Source organism: Pseudomonas sp. GW823-FHT06E10 (assembly GCF_058794995.1).
On record NZ_JBXAHJ010000008.1, the window covers coordinates 1 to 21,164 of the forward strand.

25 protein-coding genes are annotated in these 21,164 nt (G+C 60.2%); 15 read left to right on the plus strand and 10 right to left on the minus strand.

The annotated features are described in order from the left end of the window. Positions 1 to 225: 225 nt before the first annotated feature. Complete coding sequence (gene rhtA, locus AC1Q6Y_RS14595) at positions 226 to 1,113, plus strand: threonine/homoserine exporter RhtA (RefSeq protein ID WP_057713888.1); 888 nt, start codon at positions 226 to 228, stop codon at positions 1,111 to 1,113. A gap of 169 nt (positions 1,114 to 1,282) precedes the next feature. Then, on the plus strand, positions 1,283 to 1,564 hold the full coding sequence (locus tag AC1Q6Y_RS14600) for a hypothetical protein (RefSeq protein ID WP_057713887.1): 282 nt from the start codon (positions 1,283 to 1,285) through the stop codon (positions 1,562 to 1,564). 14 nt (positions 1,565 to 1,578) lie between these two features. Here the strand turns inward: AC1Q6Y_RS14600 and AC1Q6Y_RS14605 are convergent, their stop codons facing one another. Further along, positions 1,579 to 2,139 (minus strand): TetR/AcrR family transcriptional regulator, encoded by a 561-nt coding sequence (locus AC1Q6Y_RS14605; RefSeq protein WP_057713886.1) that lies wholly within the window; start codon positions 2,137 to 2,139, stop codon positions 1,579 to 1,581. A 93-nt stretch (positions 2,140 to 2,232) separates the two neighbouring features. Between AC1Q6Y_RS14605 and AC1Q6Y_RS14610 the strand changes: the two genes are divergently transcribed. Both AC1Q6Y_RS14610 and AC1Q6Y_RS14615 read left to right on the plus strand, forming a co-directional pair. After that, a complete protein-coding gene (locus tag AC1Q6Y_RS14610) occupies positions 2,233 to 2,961 on the plus strand; it encodes an SDR family oxidoreductase (protein WP_057713885.1) in 729 nt (242 codons plus the stop codon). A 38-nt stretch (positions 2,962 to 2,999) separates the two neighbouring features. Beyond that, positions 3,000 to 3,590, plus strand: a complete 591-nt coding sequence (locus tag AC1Q6Y_RS14615; protein ID WP_057713884.1) for a 2-hydroxychromene-2-carboxylate isomerase — start codon at positions 3,000 to 3,002, stop codon at positions 3,588 to 3,590. A 108-nt stretch (positions 3,591 to 3,698) separates the two neighbouring features. On the opposite strand, the gene AC1Q6Y_RS14620 is transcribed toward AC1Q6Y_RS14615, so the two are convergent. The 5 genes from AC1Q6Y_RS14620 to AC1Q6Y_RS14640 form a co-directional block, all read right to left on the minus strand. Further along, positions 3,699 to 5,507, minus strand: coding sequence for an aminopeptidase P family protein (locus AC1Q6Y_RS14620; RefSeq protein ID WP_223532716.1), 1,809 nt, complete (start codon positions 5,505 to 5,507; stop codon positions 3,699 to 3,701). Positions 5,508 to 5,572: 65 nt separating this feature from the next. Then, positions 5,573 to 6,730, minus strand: a complete 1,158-nt coding sequence (locus AC1Q6Y_RS14625) for a cysteine desulfurase family protein (RefSeq protein WP_492624727.1) — start codon at positions 6,728 to 6,730, stop codon at positions 5,573 to 5,575. A 206-nt stretch (positions 6,731 to 6,936) separates the two neighbouring features. Then, positions 6,937 to 7,551: a LysE family translocator gene (locus tag AC1Q6Y_RS14630; protein WP_090456994.1), complete on the minus strand. Its 615-nt coding sequence runs from the start codon at positions 7,549 to 7,551 to the stop codon at positions 6,937 to 6,939. A gap of 101 nt (positions 7,552 to 7,652) precedes the next feature. Beyond that, positions 7,653 to 7,922, minus strand: a complete 270-nt coding sequence (locus AC1Q6Y_RS14635) for a hypothetical protein (RefSeq protein ID WP_057713880.1) — start codon at positions 7,920 to 7,922, stop codon at positions 7,653 to 7,655. 117 nt (positions 7,923 to 8,039) lie between these two features. Beyond that, positions 8,040 to 8,411: an antibiotic biosynthesis monooxygenase gene (locus tag AC1Q6Y_RS14640; protein WP_223532720.1), complete on the minus strand. Its 372-nt coding sequence runs from the start codon at positions 8,409 to 8,411 to the stop codon at positions 8,040 to 8,042. A 96-nt stretch (positions 8,412 to 8,507) separates the two neighbouring features. Here AC1Q6Y_RS14640 and soxR point away from each other — a divergent pair, with 96 nt between their 5' ends. The 10 genes from soxR to AC1Q6Y_RS14690 all read left to right on the plus strand — a co-directional run bounded on the left by soxR (position 8,508) and on the right by AC1Q6Y_RS14690 (position 16,083). Continuing rightward, positions 8,508 to 8,963, plus strand: coding sequence for a redox-sensitive transcriptional activator SoxR (gene soxR / locus AC1Q6Y_RS14645; RefSeq protein ID WP_090456997.1), 456 nt, complete (start codon positions 8,508 to 8,510; stop codon positions 8,961 to 8,963). Positions 8,964 to 9,089: 126 nt separating this feature from the next. Then, positions 9,090 to 9,548: a VOC family protein gene (locus tag AC1Q6Y_RS14650; protein WP_057713877.1), complete on the plus strand. Its 459-nt coding sequence runs from the start codon at positions 9,090 to 9,092 to the stop codon at positions 9,546 to 9,548. A 289-nt stretch (positions 9,549 to 9,837) separates the two neighbouring features. Next, positions 9,838 to 11,040 (plus strand): PepSY-associated TM helix domain-containing protein, encoded by a 1,203-nt coding sequence (locus AC1Q6Y_RS14655; protein ID WP_492624728.1) that lies wholly within the window; start codon positions 9,838 to 9,840, stop codon positions 11,038 to 11,040. Continuing rightward, complete coding sequence (locus AC1Q6Y_RS14660) at positions 11,037 to 11,579, plus strand: PA2404 family protein (protein ID WP_492624729.1); 543 nt, start codon at positions 11,037 to 11,039, stop codon at positions 11,577 to 11,579. Before AC1Q6Y_RS14655 ends, AC1Q6Y_RS14660 begins: the two co-directional genes overlap by 4 nt. Next, positions 11,576 to 11,905: a hypothetical protein gene (locus AC1Q6Y_RS14665; RefSeq protein ID WP_492624730.1), complete on the plus strand. Its 330-nt coding sequence runs from the start codon at positions 11,576 to 11,578 to the stop codon at positions 11,903 to 11,905. The genes AC1Q6Y_RS14660 and AC1Q6Y_RS14665 overlap by 4 nt, the downstream gene beginning before the upstream one ends. After that, positions 11,902 to 12,477: a DUF6162 family protein gene (locus AC1Q6Y_RS14670; RefSeq protein WP_090457002.1), complete on the plus strand. Its 576-nt coding sequence runs from the start codon at positions 11,902 to 11,904 to the stop codon at positions 12,475 to 12,477. The genes AC1Q6Y_RS14665 and AC1Q6Y_RS14670 overlap by 4 nt, the downstream gene beginning before the upstream one ends. 35 nt (positions 12,478 to 12,512) lie before the next feature. Beyond that, positions 12,513 to 13,439 (plus strand): metal ABC transporter substrate-binding protein, encoded by a 927-nt coding sequence (locus tag AC1Q6Y_RS14675; protein ID WP_090457004.1) that lies wholly within the window; start codon positions 12,513 to 12,515, stop codon positions 13,437 to 13,439. Positions 13,440 to 13,522: 83 nt separating this feature from the next. Beyond that, entirely contained in the window at positions 13,523 to 14,281 is a 759-nt protein-coding gene (locus AC1Q6Y_RS14680; protein WP_492624793.1) for a metal ABC transporter ATP-binding protein, read from the plus strand. Then, positions 14,281 to 15,180, plus strand: coding sequence for a metal ABC transporter permease (locus AC1Q6Y_RS14685; RefSeq protein ID WP_003226663.1), 900 nt, complete (start codon positions 14,281 to 14,283; stop codon positions 15,178 to 15,180). The genes AC1Q6Y_RS14680 and AC1Q6Y_RS14685 overlap by 1 nt, the downstream gene beginning before the upstream one ends. Further along, on the plus strand, positions 15,181 to 16,083 hold the full coding sequence (locus AC1Q6Y_RS14690; RefSeq protein WP_492624731.1) for a metal ABC transporter substrate-binding protein: 903 nt from the start codon (positions 15,181 to 15,183) through the stop codon (positions 16,081 to 16,083). It begins immediately after the preceding gene. Between the two features lie 185 nt (positions 16,084 to 16,268). On the opposite strand, the gene AC1Q6Y_RS14695 is transcribed toward AC1Q6Y_RS14690, so the two are convergent. The 4 genes from AC1Q6Y_RS14695 to AC1Q6Y_RS14710 all read right to left on the minus strand — a co-directional run bounded on the left by AC1Q6Y_RS14695 (position 16,269) and on the right by AC1Q6Y_RS14710 (position 20,168). After that, the gene (locus AC1Q6Y_RS14695; protein WP_057713869.1) at positions 16,269 to 16,496 is read right to left on the minus strand and encodes an MbtH family protein; all 228 of its coding nucleotides are present in this window, start codon (positions 16,494 to 16,496) and stop codon (positions 16,269 to 16,271) included. Between the two features lie 81 nt (positions 16,497 to 16,577). Beyond that, entirely contained in the window at positions 16,578 to 17,978 is a 1,401-nt protein-coding gene (locus AC1Q6Y_RS14700) for an aspartate aminotransferase family protein (protein WP_492624732.1), read from the minus strand. Between the two features lie 187 nt (positions 17,979 to 18,165). After that, positions 18,166 to 19,491, minus strand: a complete 1,326-nt coding sequence (locus AC1Q6Y_RS14705; RefSeq protein ID WP_492624733.1) for an ATP-binding protein — start codon at positions 19,489 to 19,491, stop codon at positions 18,166 to 18,168. Continuing rightward, positions 19,488 to 20,168, minus strand: a complete 681-nt coding sequence (locus tag AC1Q6Y_RS14710) for a response regulator (RefSeq protein ID WP_057713866.1) — start codon at positions 20,166 to 20,168, stop codon at positions 19,488 to 19,490. The genes AC1Q6Y_RS14705 and AC1Q6Y_RS14710 overlap by 4 nt, the downstream gene beginning before the upstream one ends. Before the next feature lie 294 nt (positions 20,169 to 20,462). Here AC1Q6Y_RS14710 and AC1Q6Y_RS14715 point away from each other — a divergent pair, with 294 nt between their 5' ends. Then, positions 20,463 to 21,155 carry a hypothetical protein gene (locus AC1Q6Y_RS14715; protein ID WP_057713865.1) on the plus strand — a complete coding sequence of 231 codons (693 nt, stop codon included), beginning with the start codon at positions 20,463 to 20,465 and terminating at the stop codon, positions 21,153 to 21,155. Positions 21,156 to 21,164: the final 9 nt, after the last annotated feature.

The following is a 21,164-nucleotide window of genomic DNA, read 5'->3' on the forward strand; positions in this document are numbered from 1 at the left end:
AAACTGCGTAACTCTTTGTTTACCAAGGAGTTTTCCGTTTCGACTGCGCCGGAAGTGGGGCGAATTATAGACACCTGAAATCTGCCGTCAAGCATTGATTTAGGTTTTCTATCGACATGTGCAAAAACACTGCTTATATATAGACGCGCCTGCAAGGAATGCGCAGTATATTGCCCAACACAAATAGAAACGCCCTGATTCCTATATTTCGGACGATGCCACGTAATGAATGACCAGCCTCGCAGCCTAGCCTCTACCCTGTTCTCGGTTGGGCTGCTGCTCATAGCCATGGCATCGATCCAGTCCGGAGCCTCCCTGGCCAAAAGCATGTTCTCCGTTGTCGGTCCTCAGGGGACGACAACATTACGACTGATTTTTGCCAGTGTGATCATGATGCTGATACTGCGTCCATGGCGGGCAAAATTCACTGCAAAGTCCCTGCGCACTGTCATCGTCTACGGAATGGCGCTGGGCGGCATGAACTTCCTCTTCTATATGTCGTTGCAAACCGTCCCGCTGGGCATCGCGGTGGCGCTTGAATTCACCGGCCCACTGGCGGTGGCGATCTACGCCTCGCGTCGCGCGATCGACTTTTTGTGGATTGCCCTGGCTGCCGCAGGCTTACTGTTACTGATACCGACGGGAGAAACGACCACCGGCATCGATCTTGTAGGCGCCGGTTATGCCTTGGGCGCAGGGGTCTGCTGGGCACTGTACATTTTGTTCGGTCAAAAAGCCGGGGCCGACAATGGCGTGCAAACCGCCGCGCTGGGGGTAATGATCGCTGCGCTCTTCGTAGCCCCCATCGGTATTGTCCATGCAGGCTCAGCTCTGCTGAGCCCGTCATTGATCCCTATAGCCCTTGGCGTCGCCATCCTGTCCACAGCCCTCCCCTACACCCTGGAGATGGTCGCGCTGACCCGCATGCCGGCCAGAACCTTCGGCACACTGATGAGTATCGAGCCAGCCTTCGGCGCGCTATCTGGCTTGCTGTTCCTTCATGAATACCTCTCGCTGTCACAATGGATGGCAATCATGTGCATCATTCTGGCATCCGTCGGTGCCACCATGACCATGAGCACTAGCACCAGACCAGCCGTAGCGGCGGATTGAAAGCAGATATGAAACGGCTCTGGTATTTGCCGCTCAATTAGGCCATGTTTAGCCCCGCACCCCAGTGTCATGACATGGACCATTTCAGATAGGGATATCGGTACGCGTCAAGCGAAAGTGAAAGCGGCCAAACCCGGGCACAAGATCCGGGGACGCTATAAGGACAGTAATGAAACGATTTTTGATGCTGATCGCCGTACTTGCAATTGCGGGCTGCGCAGCGACTTCGGAAACACAGATCAAGCACGGTAAGAAAGGGCTGCACATCAACTGTTCCGGACTGTCTTCGTCCTGGGACAAGTGCTACGCCAGCGCCGCCAATTCCTGCGCCCCCAAGGGATACAAGGTCATTGCCAAGTCGGGAGATGCAGTGGAAGAGCCCGGCGATTACCCGTTTGGCCTCAATCCTGCGGGCTATACCAGCCGCAGCATGATTGTCATCTGCAAATAGGCAGGGCCGTCGGGTCAGGTTCTCGGGCTTGCGATCTGACGGCCAATTTCCTCGTAGCTGGAGTTCAGCACTGTGCGCTGGATATCCGGACTAGCCAGCATGCGCGCTACGACCAGCGCGCCAATACATTGCGACAGAATCGCCCACGCCAGGCTGTCGCTTTGCAGAATACCCGCCCAACTTTCCTGAAGCCGACAAATCCAGTGCTCTGCCTGTTGACGGACAGTCAGGTCGGAACGGGCAATTTCTGCCCCCAATGCCGGCAATGCACAACCGGTTTCCGGATTCTCGACGTGAGACATACTCAGGTACTGCTTCAAGCAGCGTTCAAGCTTGTCACGGTCCTTTCCCTCCCCCAGTCGCGCCAGGCTTTGCCCCAACTCACGCTCGACAATGCTGGCGAACAACTCGTCTTTCGACGAGAAATGGCTATAGAAGGCGCCGCCACTCAAGCCAATCGCTTTCATCAGGCCGTCCACGCCCACCGTTGAAAATCCGGACTTCTTGGCCGATACCGCACTGCTTTCCAGCAGCCTTTGCCTGGTTTCCAGCTTGTGACTGGCCGAATAACGCATTGCCTTTCTCCCTAGCTTGCTCGCCTTGACGTCTGTCGAATCATAGCATAACGTTCGTTTAGTTAACGATCGTTTACCAAAAGGGATCTACCCATGAATAACAAGAAGGTCGTTCTTATCGTCGGTGCAGGTGATGCCACGGGTGGCGCCATTGCCAAGCGTTTTGCCCGGGAAGGTTTTGTCACCTGCGTTACCCGCCGCAGTGCGGACAAGCTCCAGCCATTGGTGGATGCCATAAAGGCCGATGGTGGCGAGGCCCACGGTTTCGCCTGCGACGCCCGCAAGGAAGACGACGTGGTCGCACTGGTCGAGCAGATAGAAAGCGAGATCGGCCCTATCGAGGCATTCGTGTTCAACATCGGCGCGAACGTGCCGTGCAGCATTCTCGAAGAAACCGCCCGCAAGTATTTCAAGATCTGGGAAATGGCCTGTTTTTCCGGTTTTCTCAATGCGCGTGAAGTGGCCAAACGCATGGCCAAGCGCCAGCGGGGCACGATCCTGTTCACCGGCGCCACTGCAGGCCTGCGTGGCGCAGCCGGCTTCGCCGCATTTGCCGGTGCCAAGCACGGTATTCGTGCGCTGGCGCAAAGCATGGCCCGAGAGCTCGGCCCCATGAACATTCACGTTGCCCATGTCGTCGTCGACGGCGCCATCGATACCGATTTCATCCGCGACAGCTTCCCCGAGAAATACGCGACCAAGGATCAGGACGGCATCCTTAACCCCGAACACATTGCCGAGAATTACTGGTACCTGCACAGCCAGCCCCGCGACGCCTGGACTTTCGAACTGGACCTGCGTCCCTGGAGCGAACGCTGGTAATTCCCCCCACACACAACAATAAGACGAGCGCCTTGAACATGAGCAAAACCGTGGAGTTCTACTTCGACCTCGGCAGCCCCGCCACCTATCTGGCCTACACCCAGCTACCGAAGATCTGCGCGCAAACCGACACCCGGTTGATCTACATTCCGCTCTTGTTGGGCGGAGTGTTCAAAGCCACCGGTAACGCCTCTCCGGCGACTGTCCCGGCCAAAGGCCGCTACATGTTTGAGGATCTGGACCGCTACGCCAAACGCTACGGCGTGCCTCTGAAATTCAATCCCCACTTCCCGATCAACACCTTGATGCTCATGCGCGCCGTAACAGGCATGCAGTTGCGCCACCCTGAACGCTTTGCAGCTTTCATCGATTGCCTGTTCAAGGCCATATGGGTCGAGGGTCGCAGCCTGGATGAACCGGCAACCGTCGCGGCAGTGCTCAGCGAAAACGCTTTCGATCCGCAAGAGGTGCTGGCCCTGACCGCCGATGAAGAAGTAAAAGCCCTGCTCAAGGACAACACCGAAAAAGCCGTACAGCGAGGCGTATTCGGAGCCCCAAGCATGTTTGTCGACAATCAGTTGTACTTCGGCCAGGATCGACTGGACTTCGTGCTCGAAGCCTTGAGCTGAATCTCGACCACCAACCGCCCCTTCGCCGCCCTATGGCTCAGGCGCTGGATAAAGCGCCTGAGCTGCACATAAACAAACAGCTACGCCGGAACCAATAGCAGCTCCCGATCAGATAGCCGCCGTGCGGGTATTGAGCCACTCCAGCGCGGCACCTTCGACCAACGGACTCAAGCGCTCGCGCACTTCGGCGTGGTAAGCGTTGAACCACTGCTTCTCGTCCTCGGACAACAGCGAAGTTTCCAGGCAGCGCGTGTCGATCGGGCACAGGGTCAGTGTTTCGAACTTGAGGAACTCGCCGAATTCGCTTTTGCCCGCCTCACGGTTCATCGCCAGGTTTTCGATACGCACACCCCAACGACCCGGACGATAGGTGCCCGGTTCAATGGACGTGATCATGCCGGGTTGCATCGCGGTTTGCGGGGCAGGCGCGGCCTGATAAGCAATGACTTGCGGACCTTCGTGGACGTTCAGGAAGTAACCGACGCCATGACCGGTGCCGTGACCGTAGTCGACACTTTCCGCCCAGATGGGCGCACGGGCGATGGCATCGAGCAGCGGCGACAGAATGCCTTTCGGGAACTGGGCGCGGGACAAGGCAATCACCCCCTTGAGCACTCGGGTGCAATCGCGTTTTTGCTCATCGGTCGGTGTGCCCACAGCAACCATGCGCGTGATGTCGGTGGTGCCGCCCAGATACTGGCCGCCGGAGTCGATCAGCAGCAGGCCGTCCCCTTCGATCACCGCGTGTTCTTCTTCGGTGGCATGGTAGTGCGGCATCGCGCCATTGGCGTTGAACGCGGCAATGGTGTTGAAACTCAGAGACACATAATCCGGACGGCGTTCACGGGCCGCGGTGAGTTTTTCGTCGATGGTCAGTTCGGTGATGCGCTCGCGCCCCAGCGCCGAGTCCAGCCAGGCAAAGAATTCGCACAGTGCTGCGCCGTCCTGTTCCATGGCCTGCCGGATGTGTTCGGCATCGGCCAGGCTTTTTTGCGATTTGGCCAGGGTGGTCGGGTTCAGGCCTTCGATCAGTTTCACCCCGCTGTCGAGGTTGTCCAGCAAGCCCGCCGTGACCCGCGCCGGATCGACTTGCAGGCTCGCGCCGCTCGGTACGGCACGCAATGCAGTAGCGACTTCGCTGTAATCGCGCAAGGTCACCCCGTCCCGTTCGAGGATGGCGCGCAGTTCGGCGCTGACTTTGCTCAAGGCGACAAACAGCGTGGCCTGTTGCTGATTGATCAAGGCGAAGGAAACAAACACCGGGTTGAACGACACGTCGCCGCCACGCAGGTTGAACAGCCAGGCGATATCATCCAGGGTGGCGATGAAATGCCAGTCGGCACCCCGCGCCTGCAGGGTTTCACGCAGTTTGGCGAGTTTTTCGCCACGGCTGACGGTCGCCTGTGGTGGCAAGTGCTGATAGATCGGTTCGTTCGGCAGGCCGGGGCGGTCGCTCCAGACGCCGCTCAGCAGGTCGATGTCGGTGCGCAGGCGAGCGCCACGCTCTTCCAGTTTACCGCCCAGGGTCCGTGCCGAAGCCACGGCCATGACCGCGCCATCGACCGCGACAACACCACCCTCGGGGGTTTGCTCGGCCAGCCATTCCAGTGGTCCGGGTTGACCCGGTTGCAGCTTGACCAGGTCAATGCCGCTGCCGTTGAGTTCCTTGGTCGCCTGCTCCCAGTAACGGCTGTCGGCCCAGACACCTGCAAAATCCGGAGTCACGATCAGGGTGCCGACCGAACCATGGAAACCCGACAACCACTGGCGCCCCTGCCAGTAGCCCGGCAGGTATTCGGACAGGTGCGGATCGGCCGACGGCACCAGCAAGGCGTGAATGCCCTCCCGGCTCATCAGTTCGCGGGTTTGCGCCAGGCGCTGGGGCACCGATCCATTGATCGAAAGCTGCGTATTCATCGTGTCTCCTGCTAACCACTTCATCATTATTGTTGAGTGCCGATCAATGTCGGCGCTTCGTCGCCCTATTGCCAGAATGCCGGAGCACTGGCGCAGGCTGCCTTGATCAGTTGAACCGCCTGGTCGATGTCCTGCTCGGTGGTGAAACGCCCGAGGCTCAAGCGGATGGTGCGACCGGCCGAGCGGGCATCGTGCCCCAGGGCCAGCAGTACATGGGATGGGGTATTGCTCGCGGAATTGCAGGCCGAGGTCGCGGAAAACGCGATCGAGGCCAGCAATGCCGCCGGGTTGAACTCGCCTTCGTCGAAGGTCAGGCTCAGGGTATGGGGAATGCGCCGGGTCGGGCTGCCGTTGAGACGCACGCCGGGAACGCTCTGCAATTGCTCGAGCAAGCGCTCACGCAAACGCACGATGGTGGCTTTCTCTTCATCGAACGCAGCCGCCGCCAGTGCAAAGGCCGCGCCCATGGCCGCGATCTGATGGGTCGCCAGCGTGCCGGAACGCAAACCGCCCTCATGCCCGCCGCCATGGATCTGCGCCTGCAAACGCTGTTGTGCACGCGGACCGACGTACAACGCGCCGATGCCCTTGGGGCCGTAGAGCTTGTGCGCGGAAAACGACATCAGGTCCACCGGCCACAGTGCGAGGTCGATCGCCACTTTGCCCGCGCCCTGTGCGGCGTCGACATGGAACAACGCCCCGCGATCACGCACGATCTGACCGATGGCGGGAATGTCGTTGAGGGTGCCCAGTTCGTTGTTGACCAGCATCAGCGACACCAGGTAGGTGTCTTCGCGCATGGCTTCGCTGACCGCCTGCGCGGTGATCAGGCCCTCGGCGTCCGGCACCAGGTAGGTCACCGCGACACCGGCATCCTCCAGTTGCCTGGCGGTATCGAGAATGGCCTTGTGTTCGATCTGACTGGTGATGATATGGCCACCGCCAATGCGGCGGGCTTGGGCCACGCCTTTGAGCGCGAGGTTGTTGGATTCGGTGGCGCCGGAGGTCCAGACGATCTGCCCGGGTGTCGCGCCGACCAGTTCGGCGACCTGGCGTCGCGCCTGTTCGACTGATTGCCGGGCCTGCTGGCCGAAGACGTGGGAACTGGAAGCAGGGTTGCCGAAATTGCCGGTAAAGCCCAGACACTCGATCATCACCTTGATGACCCGCTCATCCACCGGCGTGGTGGCGGCGTAATCGAAATACAACGGACGTTTATTCATAAAAGACTCGCAGAGCGTGTTCCGGGATCAGGAAGCTCGTGACTGCAAACGGCAAAGCGCAGCCTTGTGAGCTGCGCGCGGTTTTCAGAACGTTACCAATACCTGATCGGATGCCGTTAAAGAAGAATTACTTCATTTAAAAGTGCGTAGGAACGCTCCTGAAAAGTCAGCTTAACAGGCATCGGGCAACCGGTTGAAGCAATGCGTCAGCTAAAGCTTTCGAGTATCAGCGGATACAGCGAACCCACAAGCAGCGCGGCCATGCCCCAATTGAACAGGCGCAGCCAGCGGCGATCCTTCAGAACATTGCGCAACAGCGTGCCGCAAGCGGCCCAGACACCCACGCTCGGCAGGTTGATGATCGCAAAGACGGCCGCGATCACGATCACATTCGTGAAGTATCCCTGCATCGGCGTGTAAGTGCTGATAGCGCCAATGGCCATGATCCAGGCCTTGGGATTGACCCACTGGAACGCGGCGGCACCCAGATAGCTGATCGGTTTCGCCTCGCCCTGCTGGCTCTCCGACATTGGCCCGGAATGGGCGATTTTCCACGCCAGATACAGCAAATACGCCGCCCCCACATAACGCAGCACGGTGTAGAGCAAAGGGTAGGTCTGGAACACCGCGCCAAGGCCAAAGCCGACCGCCACCACCAGTATGAAGAAGCCACAAGTGATGCCGAGCATGTGCGGAATCGTGCGGTTGAAGCCGAAGTTCACCCCGGAGGCCAGCAACATGGTGTTGTTCGGGCCGGGCGTGATCGAGGTGACGAGGGCAAACAGGGCGAAGCCCAGCAGCAGGTCGAGTGAGAGCGTCATGGGTGGCAGTCCGTCAGGGTCGGTCAGGTGTTGACCCTATCGCACACCTTCGGCGAAACCCATGGACAGTTACGCGAAACTTGGAGCAGTACAGTTTCGCCTCAGCTCGGACGACCGTGAAGCTGTACAGATCGCCCGACGTTCATTTCACCCTGGTTGTCGAAACCGAACGACTTTTGCGGCTGACCGAGCAGCTCGGCTTTTTTCGCGTGGTACTCGTCGAAGGACAATCCGCGGCGGTTCAGCGCTTCCAGCGCCAGTTCCTTGCTTTCTTCAGCCGTGTAAGGCCGAAGCTCAGGGGAAACATGGCTGGCACATCCGGCGAGTACGGAGACGGCGAGCATCAGCAAAGTGGCGATCATCGGTTTCATTTCTGGCGTCCTGGCAACTGGGTTCGAGGCAATGAACACAGGCTACCCGCGCCTCCCGGGCAGCAGAAATCAACGCTTTCAATAGTGGCTATCAAGAAATGGCGATCATTGCCCTTGTCAGCGCCAGCCCACCAGGCTGCAGTGCAATGCATTGTCGTGGCTGCGCTCCAGGCTGTGCAGGACCTGGAACGAGCCGAAGGTCACGGCCTTCGCCTGATGGGCGCGGATCAACTGCCAGAAATCCTCTTCGCCGTTTTCAAAGGACCGGAACGCAGCCTCCCCGGCTTCGCGGGTTTGCCATTGCAGATAATTGAGTACCCGCCGGCCATCATCGCTGGCCTGGATGCTGGCACTGAGAAAGCCGCGGTGCTGCCGGGCCAGATGTTCGGTCTGTGCCGACAATGCCAATACCAGCGCGGGTTGTTGATGCGGCTCGATCTGGAACTCGATCAGTTGGGTAAAGCTGCGATTCTTCTCTGAGGCTTGCATGAAATGTCCCCCACTCACATGTAAGGCGAATCTTGCGATCCAAAGGTGTGCAGGGTAAAACCTCAAGTTAACTAGAGGTCAAGAGGCAATTTTTAAATGATCACCCCGGAAAACCTGCACAAGGAACTTACCGTCGGCCAAGTCGCGGCGCGCAGCGGTGTGGCGGTCACGGCGCTGCACTTCTATGAGTCCAAGGGGCTGATCAAGAGCAACCGCAATCAGGGCAACCAGCGCCGCTATCCCAGGGAAGTGCTGCGACGGGTGGCCTTGATCAAGGTTGCCCAGCGCCTGGGAATTCCTTTGGCGGAAATCGGCGAAGCCCTCAAGTCACTGCCCGACAACCGGGCGCCGACGGCGGCGGACTGGAAAATGCTGTCGGCGCAATGGAGCCGGGAACTGGATGAGCGCATCAACCAACTGACCCTGCTGCGCGATCGCCTCAACGGCTGCATTGGTTGTGGTTGCCTGTCGATGGAGGCTTGTCCATTGCGCAACGCAGGCGATGTGCTGGGAGAGCGCGGGCCGGGAGCGCACTGGTTGGAGCCAACTTGATGGCACTTAAATGGCGCTGCTGCTCGTCGGGCACTCGGTGAGGCGAAAGAGGCTGGCCTATATTTATTCGGTCGTACAACGGCACAGGTACTTTCCATTCACAAAACAACAACAGGGAGTTCCATCATGAGCGTCAAACCCATTCCAGAGGGGTATCACAGCGTCACCCCCTATCTGGGCATCAACAAAGCCGCCGAAGCCATCGCCTTCTACAAAAAAGCCTTTGGCGCCATTGAAATCATGCGCCTGGACATGCCCGATGGCGGTGTCGGCCACGCGGAACTGCGCATCGGCGATTGCCCGATCATGCTGGGCACACCATGCGATCAAGGACCGTTGAGCAACCCGGACAATTCGCCGTCCGTGGGTCTGCACTTGTACGTGACGGATGTCGACAAGTCCTACAAACAGGCGATCGATGCCGGCGCAACCGTTGTATCGGAGGTCAAGGATCAGTTTTACGGCGACCGTTCAGGGACCTTGAAAGATCCCTACGGGCACCTGTGGTTCCTGGCCACGCACAAGGAAGACCTGACTCAGGAACAGATCGAGCAACGGGCCAAGGAGATGTTTGCCCAGGGTTGAAATCCCTGGTGATGGAGCGGGCCTCTTCGCGAGCAGGCTCGCTCCCACAAGGGTCCCGTCTTCAGCAGTACCGCCGACATGCCAATCACTTGCGCAAGCAAGCCCGCCCGCGACCTGTCGACAATGAGAAACATTTTCTTTCATTTCCCCTTTCGGGATTTCCCCTGCTCATCCGTCCTACTTAGATGCAGTCCTTTCGCGTAGGCAAAAGCCACGACCGGACCTTCTGGGCGCTCATCCCTGCGAAGCCCGCAGCCGAGCTGCCTCTCATCCAGGCAAGACCTCCAACATGTCAAAGAAGTCCCGTTCAAAAATCTGGTTCCTGGTCCATAGCTGGCTGGCATTGCCGATCTGGTTTTTCGTGCTGATCGTCTGTGTAACCGGAACCCTGGCCGTCATCAGTCAGGAGATCGTCTGGCTGGCCAACCCGCCAATGCGCGCCAGTCAGCCCTCGGACGACGCCCCGCTACTCAGTTATCAGCAGGTCATCGAGGCCATCAACAAGGCCGAACCGCAGACCGTGGTGCAGAGCATCAGCCGCCCCGACGAGTCGCATTTTGCCCTGGATGTCGAAGTCAGCTACCCCGACGGGCGCTCGGTGGTGATTTATGTCAATCCGTACAGCGGCGTGATCCAGGGTGTCGCGCCGGAGTTCAACTTCCGCGCCTTCACCCGGGCGCTGCACGGCTGGTGGCTGGTGCCGTTCACCAACGGTTACAGCTGGGGCTGGTACCTGGTGTCGTTTCTCGGCTTGCCGCTACTGGCGTCACTGGTCACGGGGCTGGTGGTCTACAAACGCTTCTGGAAAGGCTTTTTTCGGCCAACCCTGCGTATTCGCCACGGCGCGCGGATTTTCTGGGGCGACTTTCACCGCTTGAGCGGCATCTGGTCGATCTGGTTCATCGCGGTGATTTCCATCACCGGCACCTGGTTCCTGATCCAGGCATTGCTGTTCGATAACCAGGTTTCCATTTCCACGGAAAAGATCATCCCGGCGATGTCCCGCGAAGCGGTGCCGCTGTCAGCCGATGGCTCGCCCCCGCCGCGTATCGACCTCGACCGCGCAATTGAAATCGCCAGGCAGAAAATCTCCGGGCTGGAGGCCAGCTTTGTCAGCTTGCCGGGCAATGCCTACAGCCACCTGGATGTCGGCGGACGCGGTTGGTATCCGTTGATGTTCCAGACCGCCACGATCAACCCGTACAACGGCGAAATCGCCGCCTCGCGCCTGATCTCGGACCGTTCGACCCTGGAGTTCGTCACCGAGTCCATGCGCCCGTTGCACACCGGCGATTTCGGTGGCCTGTGGATCAAGCTGATCTGGGCGTTCTTCGGCCTGTTGCTGAGCATGATGGTGCTCAGCGGTCTGCTGATCTGGACCAAACGCACGGCACTGGCCACGGCCAATGCCTTCAAGCGCAGCAACAAAAAACAGCGTGGCACCGCCGCGCAACCGGTCACGAACAACGAACCGTCGGAGGCCCACCTGTGAGCAAAGTCACTGCGGTCTCGCAACCCTCGCGCCTGCACGTGTTCTGGCACAAATGGCGCTTTCATCTGAACGTCCTGTTACTGCTGATTCCCCTGGGTTTCATGCCCAAGTACTTCGCCGACGAGGCATTGATGCGCGGCGACAGTGGCCTTGGCGAACGGGAGGTCGGCGAAGTCCGGGTCGGTCCCTGGAGCCTGCGCCTGGCGGAATTGCGCAACGCCGCGCCCATGCTCGACGGCCCGGCCGGTTACATGAAGGGTTTCAACGCCGCGTTGTGCGAGGCCTGCATCGGCCAGGTCAAGGCCACTTACCTGCGTATCGGCAAGCCCCGCAGCCTGCGCGCCGCCGGGGTGATTTTCTTCGGCACCCCGTACCGTATGGGTGCTTCGCTGCCCGTCCCGGAAAAGACCACGGCCGACGCCGAACTGTGGATCACCATGGAAGGCTGGGACGGCGTCATGCATCAGGCATCCATTCCTTTGAGCCAGGCCTCCCCCGCCACTATCGCCTGGCTGAACAAACAAGGAGGCAAACCATGATCACCCCTCTTCGCCCGCTCAACGCCGTGTTGCTGGTGCTCTGCGCCGGCTTCAGCGCCACCGCCCTGGCCCACAATCCGATGTGCGAATGCAAGGTCATCGACGCGGAGCAGATCAAGTGCACCGGCGGTTTTTCCGACGGCAGCGGCGCTCCTGGCGTAACCCTCGATGTGATCGGCTACGACGAAACCATCCTGGTGCCGGGCAAGCTCGGGCCTGATTCGACCCTGACCTTCAAGAAGCCCGGCGCCGAGTTCTATGTGCTGTTCGATGCCGGCCCCGGTCACGTCGTGGAAATCGACCAAGCGGACATCGAGGCACCATGAGCACTCCAACGACCCAAGTCGTGCGCCCGGCCGGGGCCGGTCACGAAACCCTCTATGTTCTGCTGCTGTGCCTGACGATCCTGGCGGTGGCCGGCTCGGTGGTGCTCTGGCGCGGTGAATCCCATGAGGTGAGCAGCGTCAGCAGCCATCAACTGGATGCGCGCCGTGACCTCAGTGCATCCGAGCAAGGTATCTACGCCGATTTGCGGGTGACGCTGGACGAGATCCATTTGCTGCGCCAGGAACAGCAAGCGCTGCCGACACCCGAGTTGCTGGCCGAGGAAGGGTTTGCCCCGTTTGCCCGGGACGCCAGCTCCGTCAGCCGGGGTGGCCATGCCTGGCAAATGCTCGACGCCAAGGCCTATTTCGGCCGGAGCCAGATGCCGACGGTCGCCGGTTCGTTTCTGCTGCGCCTGAGCGCAACCGCCGACGCTGCACCGGACATCTGGCTCAACCGCACCAGCACGCTCACGGCACCGGCCGACCTCAGCGATGCCGCGCTCGAAAGCGCCGGCTGGCAGCAGGTCATCGCGCAATTCGATGCCGGTGTGACCCGCCAGCACCGGCACTGAACCCTCGCCTTTTTCCGAGAGAAGACCGCTTTCCCATGCCCAATTCATCTCAATGTTCTTTTTTGCGCCTGCTGCTGGTCGGCTTGCTCGCCTGCCTGCTGCCATCCCTGGCCAGCGCCGACGAAGCCAAGCGCCTGCGCATCGGCATCACCCTGCATCCCTACTACAGCTACGTGGCGAACATCGTCGGTGACAAGGCCGAGGTGGTGCCGCTGATTCCGGCCGGTTTCAACCCACATGCCTACGAGCCCCGCGCCGAAGACATCAAGCGCATCAGCGGGCTGGACGTGATTGTGCTCAACGGTGTCGGCCATGACGACTTCGCCGACCGCATGATCGCCGCCAGCGAAACCCCGAACGTGCCGGTAATCGAAGCCAACGAGAACGTACCGCTACTGGCCGCCACCGGCGTGGCCGCACGCGGTGCCGGCAAGGTGGTGAACCCGCACACCTTCCTGTCGATCAGCGCCTCGATTGCCCAGGTCAACAACATTGCCCGGGAGCTAGGCAAGCTCGATCCCGCCAATGCCAAAACCTACACCGAGAACGCCCGCGCCTACGGCAAGCGCCTGCGCAAGATGCGCGCCGACGCCCTGGCCAAACTGACCCAGGCACCGAACGCGGAACTGCGGGTGGCCACGGTACACGCGGCCTACGACTATCTGCTGCGCGAATTCGGCCTCGAAGTGACGGCCGTGGTCGAGCCCGCCCACGGTATCGAGCCAAGCCCGAGCCAGCTGAAAAAAACCATCGATCAACTGCGTGAACTGGACGTGAAGGTGATCTTCTCGGAGATGGACTTTCCTTCCACTTACGTCGACACCATCCAGCGCGAATCCGGCGTGAAGCTGTATCCGCTGTCGCATATTTCCTACGGCGAATACACCACCGACAAGTACGAAAAGGAAATGACCGGCAACCTCGACACTGTGGTGCGGGCGATTCAGGAGTCGGGCCAATGACATCGAAAGAAACCATCCTGGCCGATGCAGAATCCCCTGTGGGAGCGAGCTTGCTCGCGAAGGCGTCGTGTCAGTCGACCACCATGTTGCCTGATACACCGCCATCGCGAGCAAGCTCGCTCCCACAGGTTTCGGGGCCGACATTGGATTTTGCAGGCGTCAGCCTGACCCTCGGGCGCACAACGATCCTCGACAACGTGACATTTCAAGTCCGACCCGGCAGCGTGCACGCATTGGTCGGCCCCAATGGCGGCGGCAAGAGTTCGCTGATCAAGACCCTGCTCGGGCAAATGCCTCACCAGGGCCGCTTGAGCCTGCATTGGCCAGGCGAGCCGGGGACCATCGGCTATGTGCCACAGGCACTGGAGTTCGACCGGGGCTTGCCAATGACCGTCGACGATTTCATGGCCGCCATGTGCCAGCGTCGCCCGGCCTTTCTCGGCTTGAGCAAACACTACGCGACGGCGATTGGCGAGGCGCTGGAGCGGGTCGGCATGCAGGACAAACGCAAGCGCCGCATGGGCGCGCTGTCCGGCGGCGAACGGCAACGGGTGTTGCTCGCCCAGGGGCTGATTCCGCCTCCGCAATTGCTGGTGCTCGACGAACCGATGTCGGCCCTCGATGAGGCCGGTATCCGGGTGTTCGAACGCTTGCTCGGCGACTGGCGAGCGGCGGGCATCACCGTACTGTGGATCGAGCACGACCTGGAAGCGGTCGGGCGCCTGGCCGATCACGTCACCGGGCTCAATCGCCGGGTGCTGTTCGACGCCACGCCGCAACAGGCGCTGACACCGGAGCGTCTGTTGAACCTGTTCTCGACCCACCCACGGAGCCTTGCCTGATGAGTTACGAAGCTTTTCGCCTGATGGTCCAGGGCTGGGCGTCGTCGGGTTATCTGCCCGAGGCGCTGGCCTATGGATTCGTGGTCAACGCCCTGCTCGCCGGTCTGCTGATCGGCCCGGTACTGGGAGGCCTGGGCACGTTGGTGGTGGTCAAGCGCTTCGCGTTTTTCTCCGAGGCGGTCGGTCACGCCGCCCTGACCGGCGTGGCCATCGGCATCCTGCTCGGCGAACCCTACACCGGCCCCTACGGCAGCCTGTTCGGCTACTGCCTGCTGTTCGGCATCCTGCTCAATTACCTGCGCAACCGCACCGGTCTGGCGCCAGATACCTTGATCGGCGTGTTTCTCTCGGTGTCGCTCGCCTTGGGCGCGAGCCTGCTGCTGATTCTGGCGGGCAAGATCAACGTACACATTCTGGAAAACGTGCTGTTCGGCTCGGTGCTGACGGTCAATGGCAATGACCTGCTGGTGCTGGCCATCGTCGGTTCGCTGGTCATGGCCCTGGCCTTGCCTTTGTACAACCGCATCATGCTCGCCAGTTTCAACCCGCAGTTGGCGGCGGTGCGCGGGGTGGCGGTGAAAACCCTGGATTATCTGTTCGTGATTCTGGTGACGCTGATCACCGTCGCCGCCGTGAAGGTCATCGGCGCGATTCTGGTGGGCGCCCTGCTGGTGATTCCGGCCGCCGCGGCACGCCTGCTCAGCCAATCGCTGAAGGGCTTTTTCTGGTGTTCGGTGCTGATCGCCACGGTCAGCACACTGTGCGGGATTCTTGCACCGATTGTCTTCGACCTGCCGATCCCGTCCGGCGCCGCGATCATCCTCGTGGCCGGTATCGCCTTCGCCCTGGCCGCCATCGCGCGCGGCGTCGTCCCCAGCCTGAAAGGGAACCTTGGATAAATGATTTTTTCACTGCGCCAACTGACCCTCGCCATCACCCTGTGCGGGCTGGCGACAACGACCATGGCCGCCGACAACGGCAAACCGCTGCGTGTGCTGGCCTCCTTGCCGATTACTTATGGCCTGGGTGAGGTCTTGCTCAAGGGCACCGATGTCAGCCTCGAACGCGCGGCCCCGACCAACCTGCCCGGCAGCCGCCAGACCGCCTACTTCACCGGTCGTGGCGCCCCGTCGCTGGCCAAACTGGCAAGCGACGCCGATGCGGTGATCGGCCTGCGCTCACTGTGGCCGGATGACCCGCTGTACCCGATCGCCCGGCGCAGCAATATCCGCATCGTCGAAGTCGATGCCGCTCGTCCCGTGGACGGCGCCCTGCCCGGCATCGCCGTACAGCCCGACAACAAGGTCGACGGGCTGAACAGTCAGCCGTGGTTCTCCAGCAATAACATGGGGCGCATGGCCGATGTGATGGCGGCGGACCTGGTGCGTCTGGCCCCCAAGGCCAAGCCGAAGATCGACGCCAACCTGGCATCGCTCAAGCAGCGTTTGCTCAAGCTCAGTGCCGACAGCGAAGCGCGGTTGGCCAATGTGGACAACCTCAGTGTGATGAGTCTCAGCGATCACTTCGGCTACCTGATCGGCGGTCTCAATCTGGAATTGATCGGCCAGGATGCACGCGCCGATGCCGAGTGGACACCGGAGGCGCTGAAGCAATTGGGCGCAACGCTCAAGGATAATGACGTGACGGTGGTGCTGCATCACCGGCAGCCGTCGGATGCGCTGAAAGCGGTGATTGCCGGGTCGGGTAGCCGATTGGTGGTGTTGAGTACCGATGCCGAGGACCCGGTCGCGGAACTGGAGGGGAATGTGGATTTGCTGATCAAGGGGTTGAGCGGCGTTTAAGGTCTGTACGACCGCGTTATCGTTCATCGCGAGCAAGCTCGCTCCCACAGGATATGTGCCATGCCGCAGATCACTGTGGGAGCGAACTTGCTCGCGATAGCGGCCTGATAGCCGACACAAGACTCCAGACCTGAAAAAACCCGCTGACTGTCACCAGTCCAGCGGGCTTGTTTTTGCATGACGGATCAGTGCGCCACAGCCGCCTGCTCGTCCATCTTCTGCCGCAGGCTCAATGGACGCATGTCGGTCCAGGTTTCTTCGATGTAGGCCAGGCATTCCTTTTTCAGCCCGCTTTTACCCACGGTGCGCCAGCCTTGTGGCACGGCTTTGTAGTCGGGCCAGATCGAGTATTGCTCTTCGTGGTTGACCACGACCTGAAAGAGGATGTCCTCGCGGTCGAATACTGACGTCATGCTGTCTCTCCATCGTTATCGGGCGGGTTGCGTTGTGCACGCAACCGTTATGTAGAAGGAACGATCCGCAGGGCGGAAAATTTAAGGATGGGCCGTGGCGGCGGCCAGGGCTCGCCCGAAAATCTCGGCCACGCGATCGATTTGCGCAGCGGTAATCACCAGTGGCGGCAGGAAGCGCACCACCGCGCCGTGGCGGCCACCGAGTTCCAGGATCAAGCCACGCTTGAGGCATTCGCGCTGCACCAGGGGTGCCAGACGGGCGAAAGCCGGCGGATGGCCTTGGGCATCCAGCGCGCCCGTCGGGTCCACCAGTTCGACGCCGAGCATCAAGCCACGTCCGCGAATGTCCCCCAGTTGCGGGAAGTCCCGCTGCAGGATGCGCAGGTGCTCGGCCAGACGCTCGCCCATCGCGGCGGCATGCTCGCAGACCTTGTGTTTGACCAGATAACGCATCACCGCGCAACCGGCGGCCATGGCCATCTGGTTGCCACGGAACGTCCCGGCATGGGCGCCGGGCAGCCAGGTGTCGAGCCAGTCACGATAGACCACCACCGCCAGCGGCAGGCTGCCACCGATGGCCTTGGACATCACCACGACATCGGGAATGATCCCGGCATGCTCGAAGGCGAACATCTTGCCGGTGCGGGCGAAGCCACTCTGGATTTCATCGACGATCAGCGCGACACCCGCCTGTTCAGTGATCCGCCGCACACCGCGCAACCAGTCCAGATCCGCCGGAATCACCCCGCCCTCGCCCTGCACCACTTCCACGATCACCGCCGCCGGCAATTGCACACCAGCCTCGGGATCATTGAGCAGGTTTTCCAGGTAACTCAAGTTGGCTTTGACCCCTTGCGGGCCGCCGAGCCCGAACGGGCAGCGGTAATCGTAGGGGTACGGCATGAACTGCACGCCGCTGCCAAGCAAGGCGCCCAAGGGCTTTTTCGGCCCCAGACTGCCCATCAGGCTCAACGCGCCCTGACTCATGCCGTGATAGCCACCCTGGAACGAGATCACGGTGCTGCGACCAGTGGCGGTACGCACCAGTTTCAGTGCCGCCTCCACGGCGTCGGTGCCGGTCGGGCCGCAAAACTGGATCTTCGCTTCAGCGGCCAGGGCAGGCGGCAGCAGCCCGAACAGATCCTGGACGAACCGGTCCTTGACCGGTGTGGTCAGGTCCAGGGTGTGCAGCGGCAGCTCATCGGCCAGCACTTGCTGGATGGCTTCGATCACCACCGGGTGGTTGTGCCCCAGGGCCAGGGTTCCGGCTCCGGCCAGGCAATCGATGAAGGTGCGGCCTTCGACATCTTCGACGTAGATGCCCTTGGCGCGCTTGAGTGCCAGGGGAATGCGTCGCGGATAGCTGCGGGCGTTGGATTCCTGCCGGCTCTGACGGGCGAGCAATGGCGATTCGTTGAATTGATAAAGCGTCTCGGCGGACGTCGCCGGCTGCTCTTCGATAAGGTTGGTAGCGACTGACATCTCTCGACCCCTCAATAAGGTTTTCCTGTTTTGGAAACGCATCAGCGCTTGAGGGATTTAGGCGGTAACACGGAATCCTTTGCAGGAGCGAGCTCGCTCGCGATGGACTCAAGAACAGCGCGTGCATTCAGAAAGCACACGTTATCGTTATCGACCATCGCGAGCAGAGCTCGCTCCTACAGGGGGGTCAGACCGGTTGCAGCGGCATCGTCAGCTCAACCCGCAAGCCGTCCGGCCGACTATCGAAATGCAGCGTGCAACCGCAACGCTGAACGATGGCCTGCACAATCGCCAGCCCCAGACCACAACCGGTGCTCTTTCCGTTGCGCCAGAAGCGCTGGGTCAGGTGTTGCAGATCTTCTTCGGCAATCCCTGGCCCATGGTCGCGCACCACAAACTGCACACGATTGCCGGTGGTTTCCAGGCTCAACTCCACCGCTTTGTCGGCGGGGGTATGGCGCAGTGCGTTGTCGAGCAAGTTGCGCAGCGCGGCAATCGACAGCACGGCAGGCATTTGTACCGGCGCTGCGGAAACCTTGCCTGGCGCCTGAAACCTGATGCGCTGGCGATCGCCGCTTGCCGCGTCCTGGATCGCCAGTTTCGCCACTTGTTCGGCGTTGCACTGCACACCGTCGTCGAATGACAGGCTGCCCTCGACGCGCGCCAACAACAGTAATTGTTCGAGGGTCCGGTGCATGCGGTCGGCGCCCTCTTCGGCCCGGGCCAGGGACTGGTCCCGGGCGCTGCCTTGCGTCATCCGCGCCACTTGCAGGTGGGTCTTGATCGCGGTCAACGGGCTGCGCAGTTCGTGGGCCGCGTCTCCGGTCAGGCGACGTTCGCGCTCGATGGTCTTTCCGATGCGCTGGAGCAACTGGTTCTGGGTTTCCAGCAAGGGTTGCAGCTCGCTGGGCAGTGGCTGGATCTGCAAGGGTTCGAGGGAGTCGGCGCTACGGCGCATCAAGGCATCGCGCATGCGGTTGAGCGGCGCCAGCCCCTGGCCGATGCCCAGCCAGAGCAAACACAGGCAACCGAGCAGCGCCACGCCCACCGGCACCGAAGCGGCCAGCAGGATCGACATGTTCAACGCCTCACGCTCGATCTGCCGGTCAGCGGTGGTGATGCGCAGATCGCCCCGGGCCAATGTGAAACTGCGCCACGGCGCGCCGTCGATCATCTGATCGTGAAACCCGAGTTTCTCGGCCTCCAGGGTCTGCTGCGGATCGGAGTGACTGCGGGCAAGGATTTCGCCGCGCAACGAGCTGACCTGGCACGCCATGCCACCCGGAATGTTCAGCTGTTCGGCACTGAAGTGGGTGCCCTCGCCCTTGCTCGGCACGGGCGGCAGTTGCTCCATCAGGCCGGCGACCATGCGTGCCGAGGCCACCAGGCGCTGGTCGAGGGAAAACATCATTTGATTGCGCAGATCGCTGAGCATCCAGGCCGCGGCCAGGGCCCAGATCAAGGCAAATGCGGCGCCGAGCGTCAGACTCAGGCGCAAACGCAAACTCATCACTTCGATTTTTCTCCGCCATCAGCCGGCCCCAGGCGATAGCCCAGGCCGCGCACGGTCTCGACAATGCCGTTGCCGAGCTTGCGCCGCAGGTGATGGATATGGACGTTAAGGGCGTTGCTTTCCAGTTCGTCGTTGAAACCGTAGACGCTGTCCTTGAGTTGCTCGGTGGACAACACACGGCCACGGTTATGCAGCAAGGCTTGCAGCAATGACTGCTCACGGCGCGACAGGTCCACCGGTTGCCCCGCGAGCGTGGTTTCGCGACTGCTCGGGTCGTAGGTCAGGGCACCATGCTCGATCAGGTTGACGCTGCGCCCCGCCACTCGCCGCAACAGCGTGTGCAAGCGTGCAGCGAGTTCGCGCAAGTCGAACGGTTTGAGCAGATAGTCGTCGGCACCGGCTTGCAGGCCATCGACGCGATCAGTGACCGAGTCCCGGGCGGTGAGGATCAAAACCGGCAACTCCAGGCCTTGATGGCGCAACTGCTGCAGCAGCTTGAGGCCATCTTCGTCCGGCAACCCAAGGTCGAGCACCATCACGTCGAACTCCGCCACCTTGAGCATCGCCCGGGCGGCGGACGCCGTGGCGACGTGTTCCACGGTCAGGCCCTGGGCGGTCAGGCCGGCGACGATACCGCTGGCGATCAGCTCATCGTCTTCGCAAACCAGTACGTGCATGGGCGCTCCAAAAGTAAAAACCAGAGTCAAACACCTGTGGATTAAGGCGCAATTATGACAAGGGGACTGACTGACGAACAGCACGGAAAAGCTCCAGCCCATCCGTCGCGCCCGACACGCGCGTTTACAGGAACACGCAAGATTAATCACCTCAACTAGCCTGGAAACATAAAGCCGATAAAAACACCTTAAACTCATTCAAGTAAAAACGATAATCTCGCACCAACTTCGAAAACCGAAAACAGCACATCTCGAAGTACTTCAGCACTTAAACAATCTGAAAGGAATCAGATCATGCCAGAACTTAAAAATTTTGTAGCTGTCGACCACCGTAACGGACCCGATCGCATTTACTTTTTTTTCAAGGACACAAACACCTACTCTCGTTTCAACTTGGGGGACAACAAGGCCGCGGATAACCACCCCCCCTCTGTAGTCTCTCACTGGGACGACTTCGACCAACATGTGAAAGACCTGCGTTTCGGATTTAATACTTCGGGCCGCAATTGGAACCTCGAATTCGAAAGTGATATAACTTGGTTTTTCTATTACAATGGCAATACACCGATGGTATGCAAGTACGATCAACAAAACGACAAAGTAATATTCAAAAAAAACATTTCAGAAACTGACTGGTCGCCACTACAACCTTACTTTGACAGAATTATTGGTGTCATGTGGGATGAAAAAGCGGAAATCAAGCACACTTTCCACATATTGCTGAATGACGGAAACTATCTCACCTACAGTCCGTGGTTGAAAAAAGCACCGAAATTAAAACCCCTCAAAGACTCTATATGGGGCAAATTGGAGCAATATAGAGGTCGCATGATAACGGCAGCACTTAACGACTACCCACTACTCGACACATTTTTTTATATTTTCCTGACCAATAATGAATATCTGAGATTTGACGTGAATAAACGGAGTATATCGGATCCGATCGCGATCGATGAAGAGTCGTGGCCAGGACTAATTGCAAACTAAGCATCAGCA

Excerpts from the sequence above, each read along its gene's own strand:
- rhtA (WP_057713888.1), top strand. The coding sequence starts at position 226 with ATGAATGACCAGCCTCGCAGCCTAGCCTCTACCCTGTTCTCGGTTGGG.
- AC1Q6Y_RS14600 (WP_057713887.1), top strand. The coding sequence starts at position 1,283 with ATGAAACGATTTTTGATGCTGATCGCCGTACTTGCAATTGCGGGCTGC.
- AC1Q6Y_RS14605 (WP_057713886.1), bottom strand. The coding sequence starts at position 2,139 with ATGCGTTATTCGGCCAGTCACAAGCTGGAAACCAGGCAAAGGCTGCTG.
- AC1Q6Y_RS14610 (WP_057713885.1), top strand. The coding sequence starts at position 2,233 with ATGAATAACAAGAAGGTCGTTCTTATCGTCGGTGCAGGTGATGCCACG.
- AC1Q6Y_RS14615 (WP_057713884.1), top strand. The coding sequence starts at position 3,000 with ATGAGCAAAACCGTGGAGTTCTACTTCGACCTCGGCAGCCCCGCCACC.
- AC1Q6Y_RS14620 (WP_223532716.1), bottom strand. The coding sequence starts at position 5,507 with ATGAATACGCAGCTTTCGATCAATGGATCGGTGCCCCAGCGCCTGGCG.
- AC1Q6Y_RS14625 (WP_492624727.1), bottom strand. The coding sequence starts at position 6,730 with ATGAATAAACGTCCGTTGTATTTCGATTACGCCGCCACCACGCCGGTG.
- AC1Q6Y_RS14630 (WP_090456994.1), bottom strand. The coding sequence starts at position 7,551 with ATGACGCTCTCACTCGACCTGCTGCTGGGCTTCGCCCTGTTTGCCCTC.
- AC1Q6Y_RS14635 (WP_057713880.1), bottom strand. The coding sequence starts at position 7,922 with ATGAAACCGATGATCGCCACTTTGCTGATGCTCGCCGTCTCCGTACTC.
- AC1Q6Y_RS14640 (WP_223532720.1), bottom strand. The coding sequence starts at position 8,411 with ATGCAAGCCTCAGAGAAGAATCGCAGCTTTACCCAACTGATCGAGTTC.
- soxR (WP_090456997.1), top strand. The coding sequence starts at position 8,508 with ATGATCACCCCGGAAAACCTGCACAAGGAACTTACCGTCGGCCAAGTC.
- AC1Q6Y_RS14650 (WP_057713877.1), top strand. The coding sequence starts at position 9,090 with ATGAGCGTCAAACCCATTCCAGAGGGGTATCACAGCGTCACCCCCTAT.
- AC1Q6Y_RS14655 (WP_492624728.1), top strand. The coding sequence starts at position 9,838 with ATGTCAAAGAAGTCCCGTTCAAAAATCTGGTTCCTGGTCCATAGCTGG.
- AC1Q6Y_RS14665 (WP_492624730.1), top strand. The coding sequence starts at position 11,576 with ATGATCACCCCTCTTCGCCCGCTCAACGCCGTGTTGCTGGTGCTCTGC.
- AC1Q6Y_RS14670 (WP_090457002.1), top strand. The coding sequence starts at position 11,902 with ATGAGCACTCCAACGACCCAAGTCGTGCGCCCGGCCGGGGCCGGTCAC.
- AC1Q6Y_RS14675 (WP_090457004.1), top strand. The coding sequence starts at position 12,513 with ATGCCCAATTCATCTCAATGTTCTTTTTTGCGCCTGCTGCTGGTCGGC.
- AC1Q6Y_RS14680 (WP_492624793.1), top strand. The coding sequence starts at position 13,523 with ATGTTGCCTGATACACCGCCATCGCGAGCAAGCTCGCTCCCACAGGTT.
- AC1Q6Y_RS14685 (WP_003226663.1), top strand. The coding sequence starts at position 14,281 with ATGAGTTACGAAGCTTTTCGCCTGATGGTCCAGGGCTGGGCGTCGTCG.
- AC1Q6Y_RS14690 (WP_492624731.1), top strand. The coding sequence starts at position 15,181 with ATGATTTTTTCACTGCGCCAACTGACCCTCGCCATCACCCTGTGCGGG.
- AC1Q6Y_RS14695 (WP_057713869.1), bottom strand. The coding sequence starts at position 16,496 with ATGACGTCAGTATTCGACCGCGAGGACATCCTCTTTCAGGTCGTGGTC.
- AC1Q6Y_RS14700 (WP_492624732.1), bottom strand. The coding sequence starts at position 17,978 with ATGTCAGTCGCTACCAACCTTATCGAAGAGCAGCCGGCGACGTCCGCC.
- AC1Q6Y_RS14710 (WP_057713866.1), bottom strand. The coding sequence starts at position 20,168 with ATGCACGTACTGGTTTGCGAAGACGATGAGCTGATCGCCAGCGGTATC.
- AC1Q6Y_RS14715 (WP_057713865.1), top strand. The coding sequence starts at position 20,463 with ATGCCAGAACTTAAAAATTTTGTAGCTGTCGACCACCGTAACGGACCC.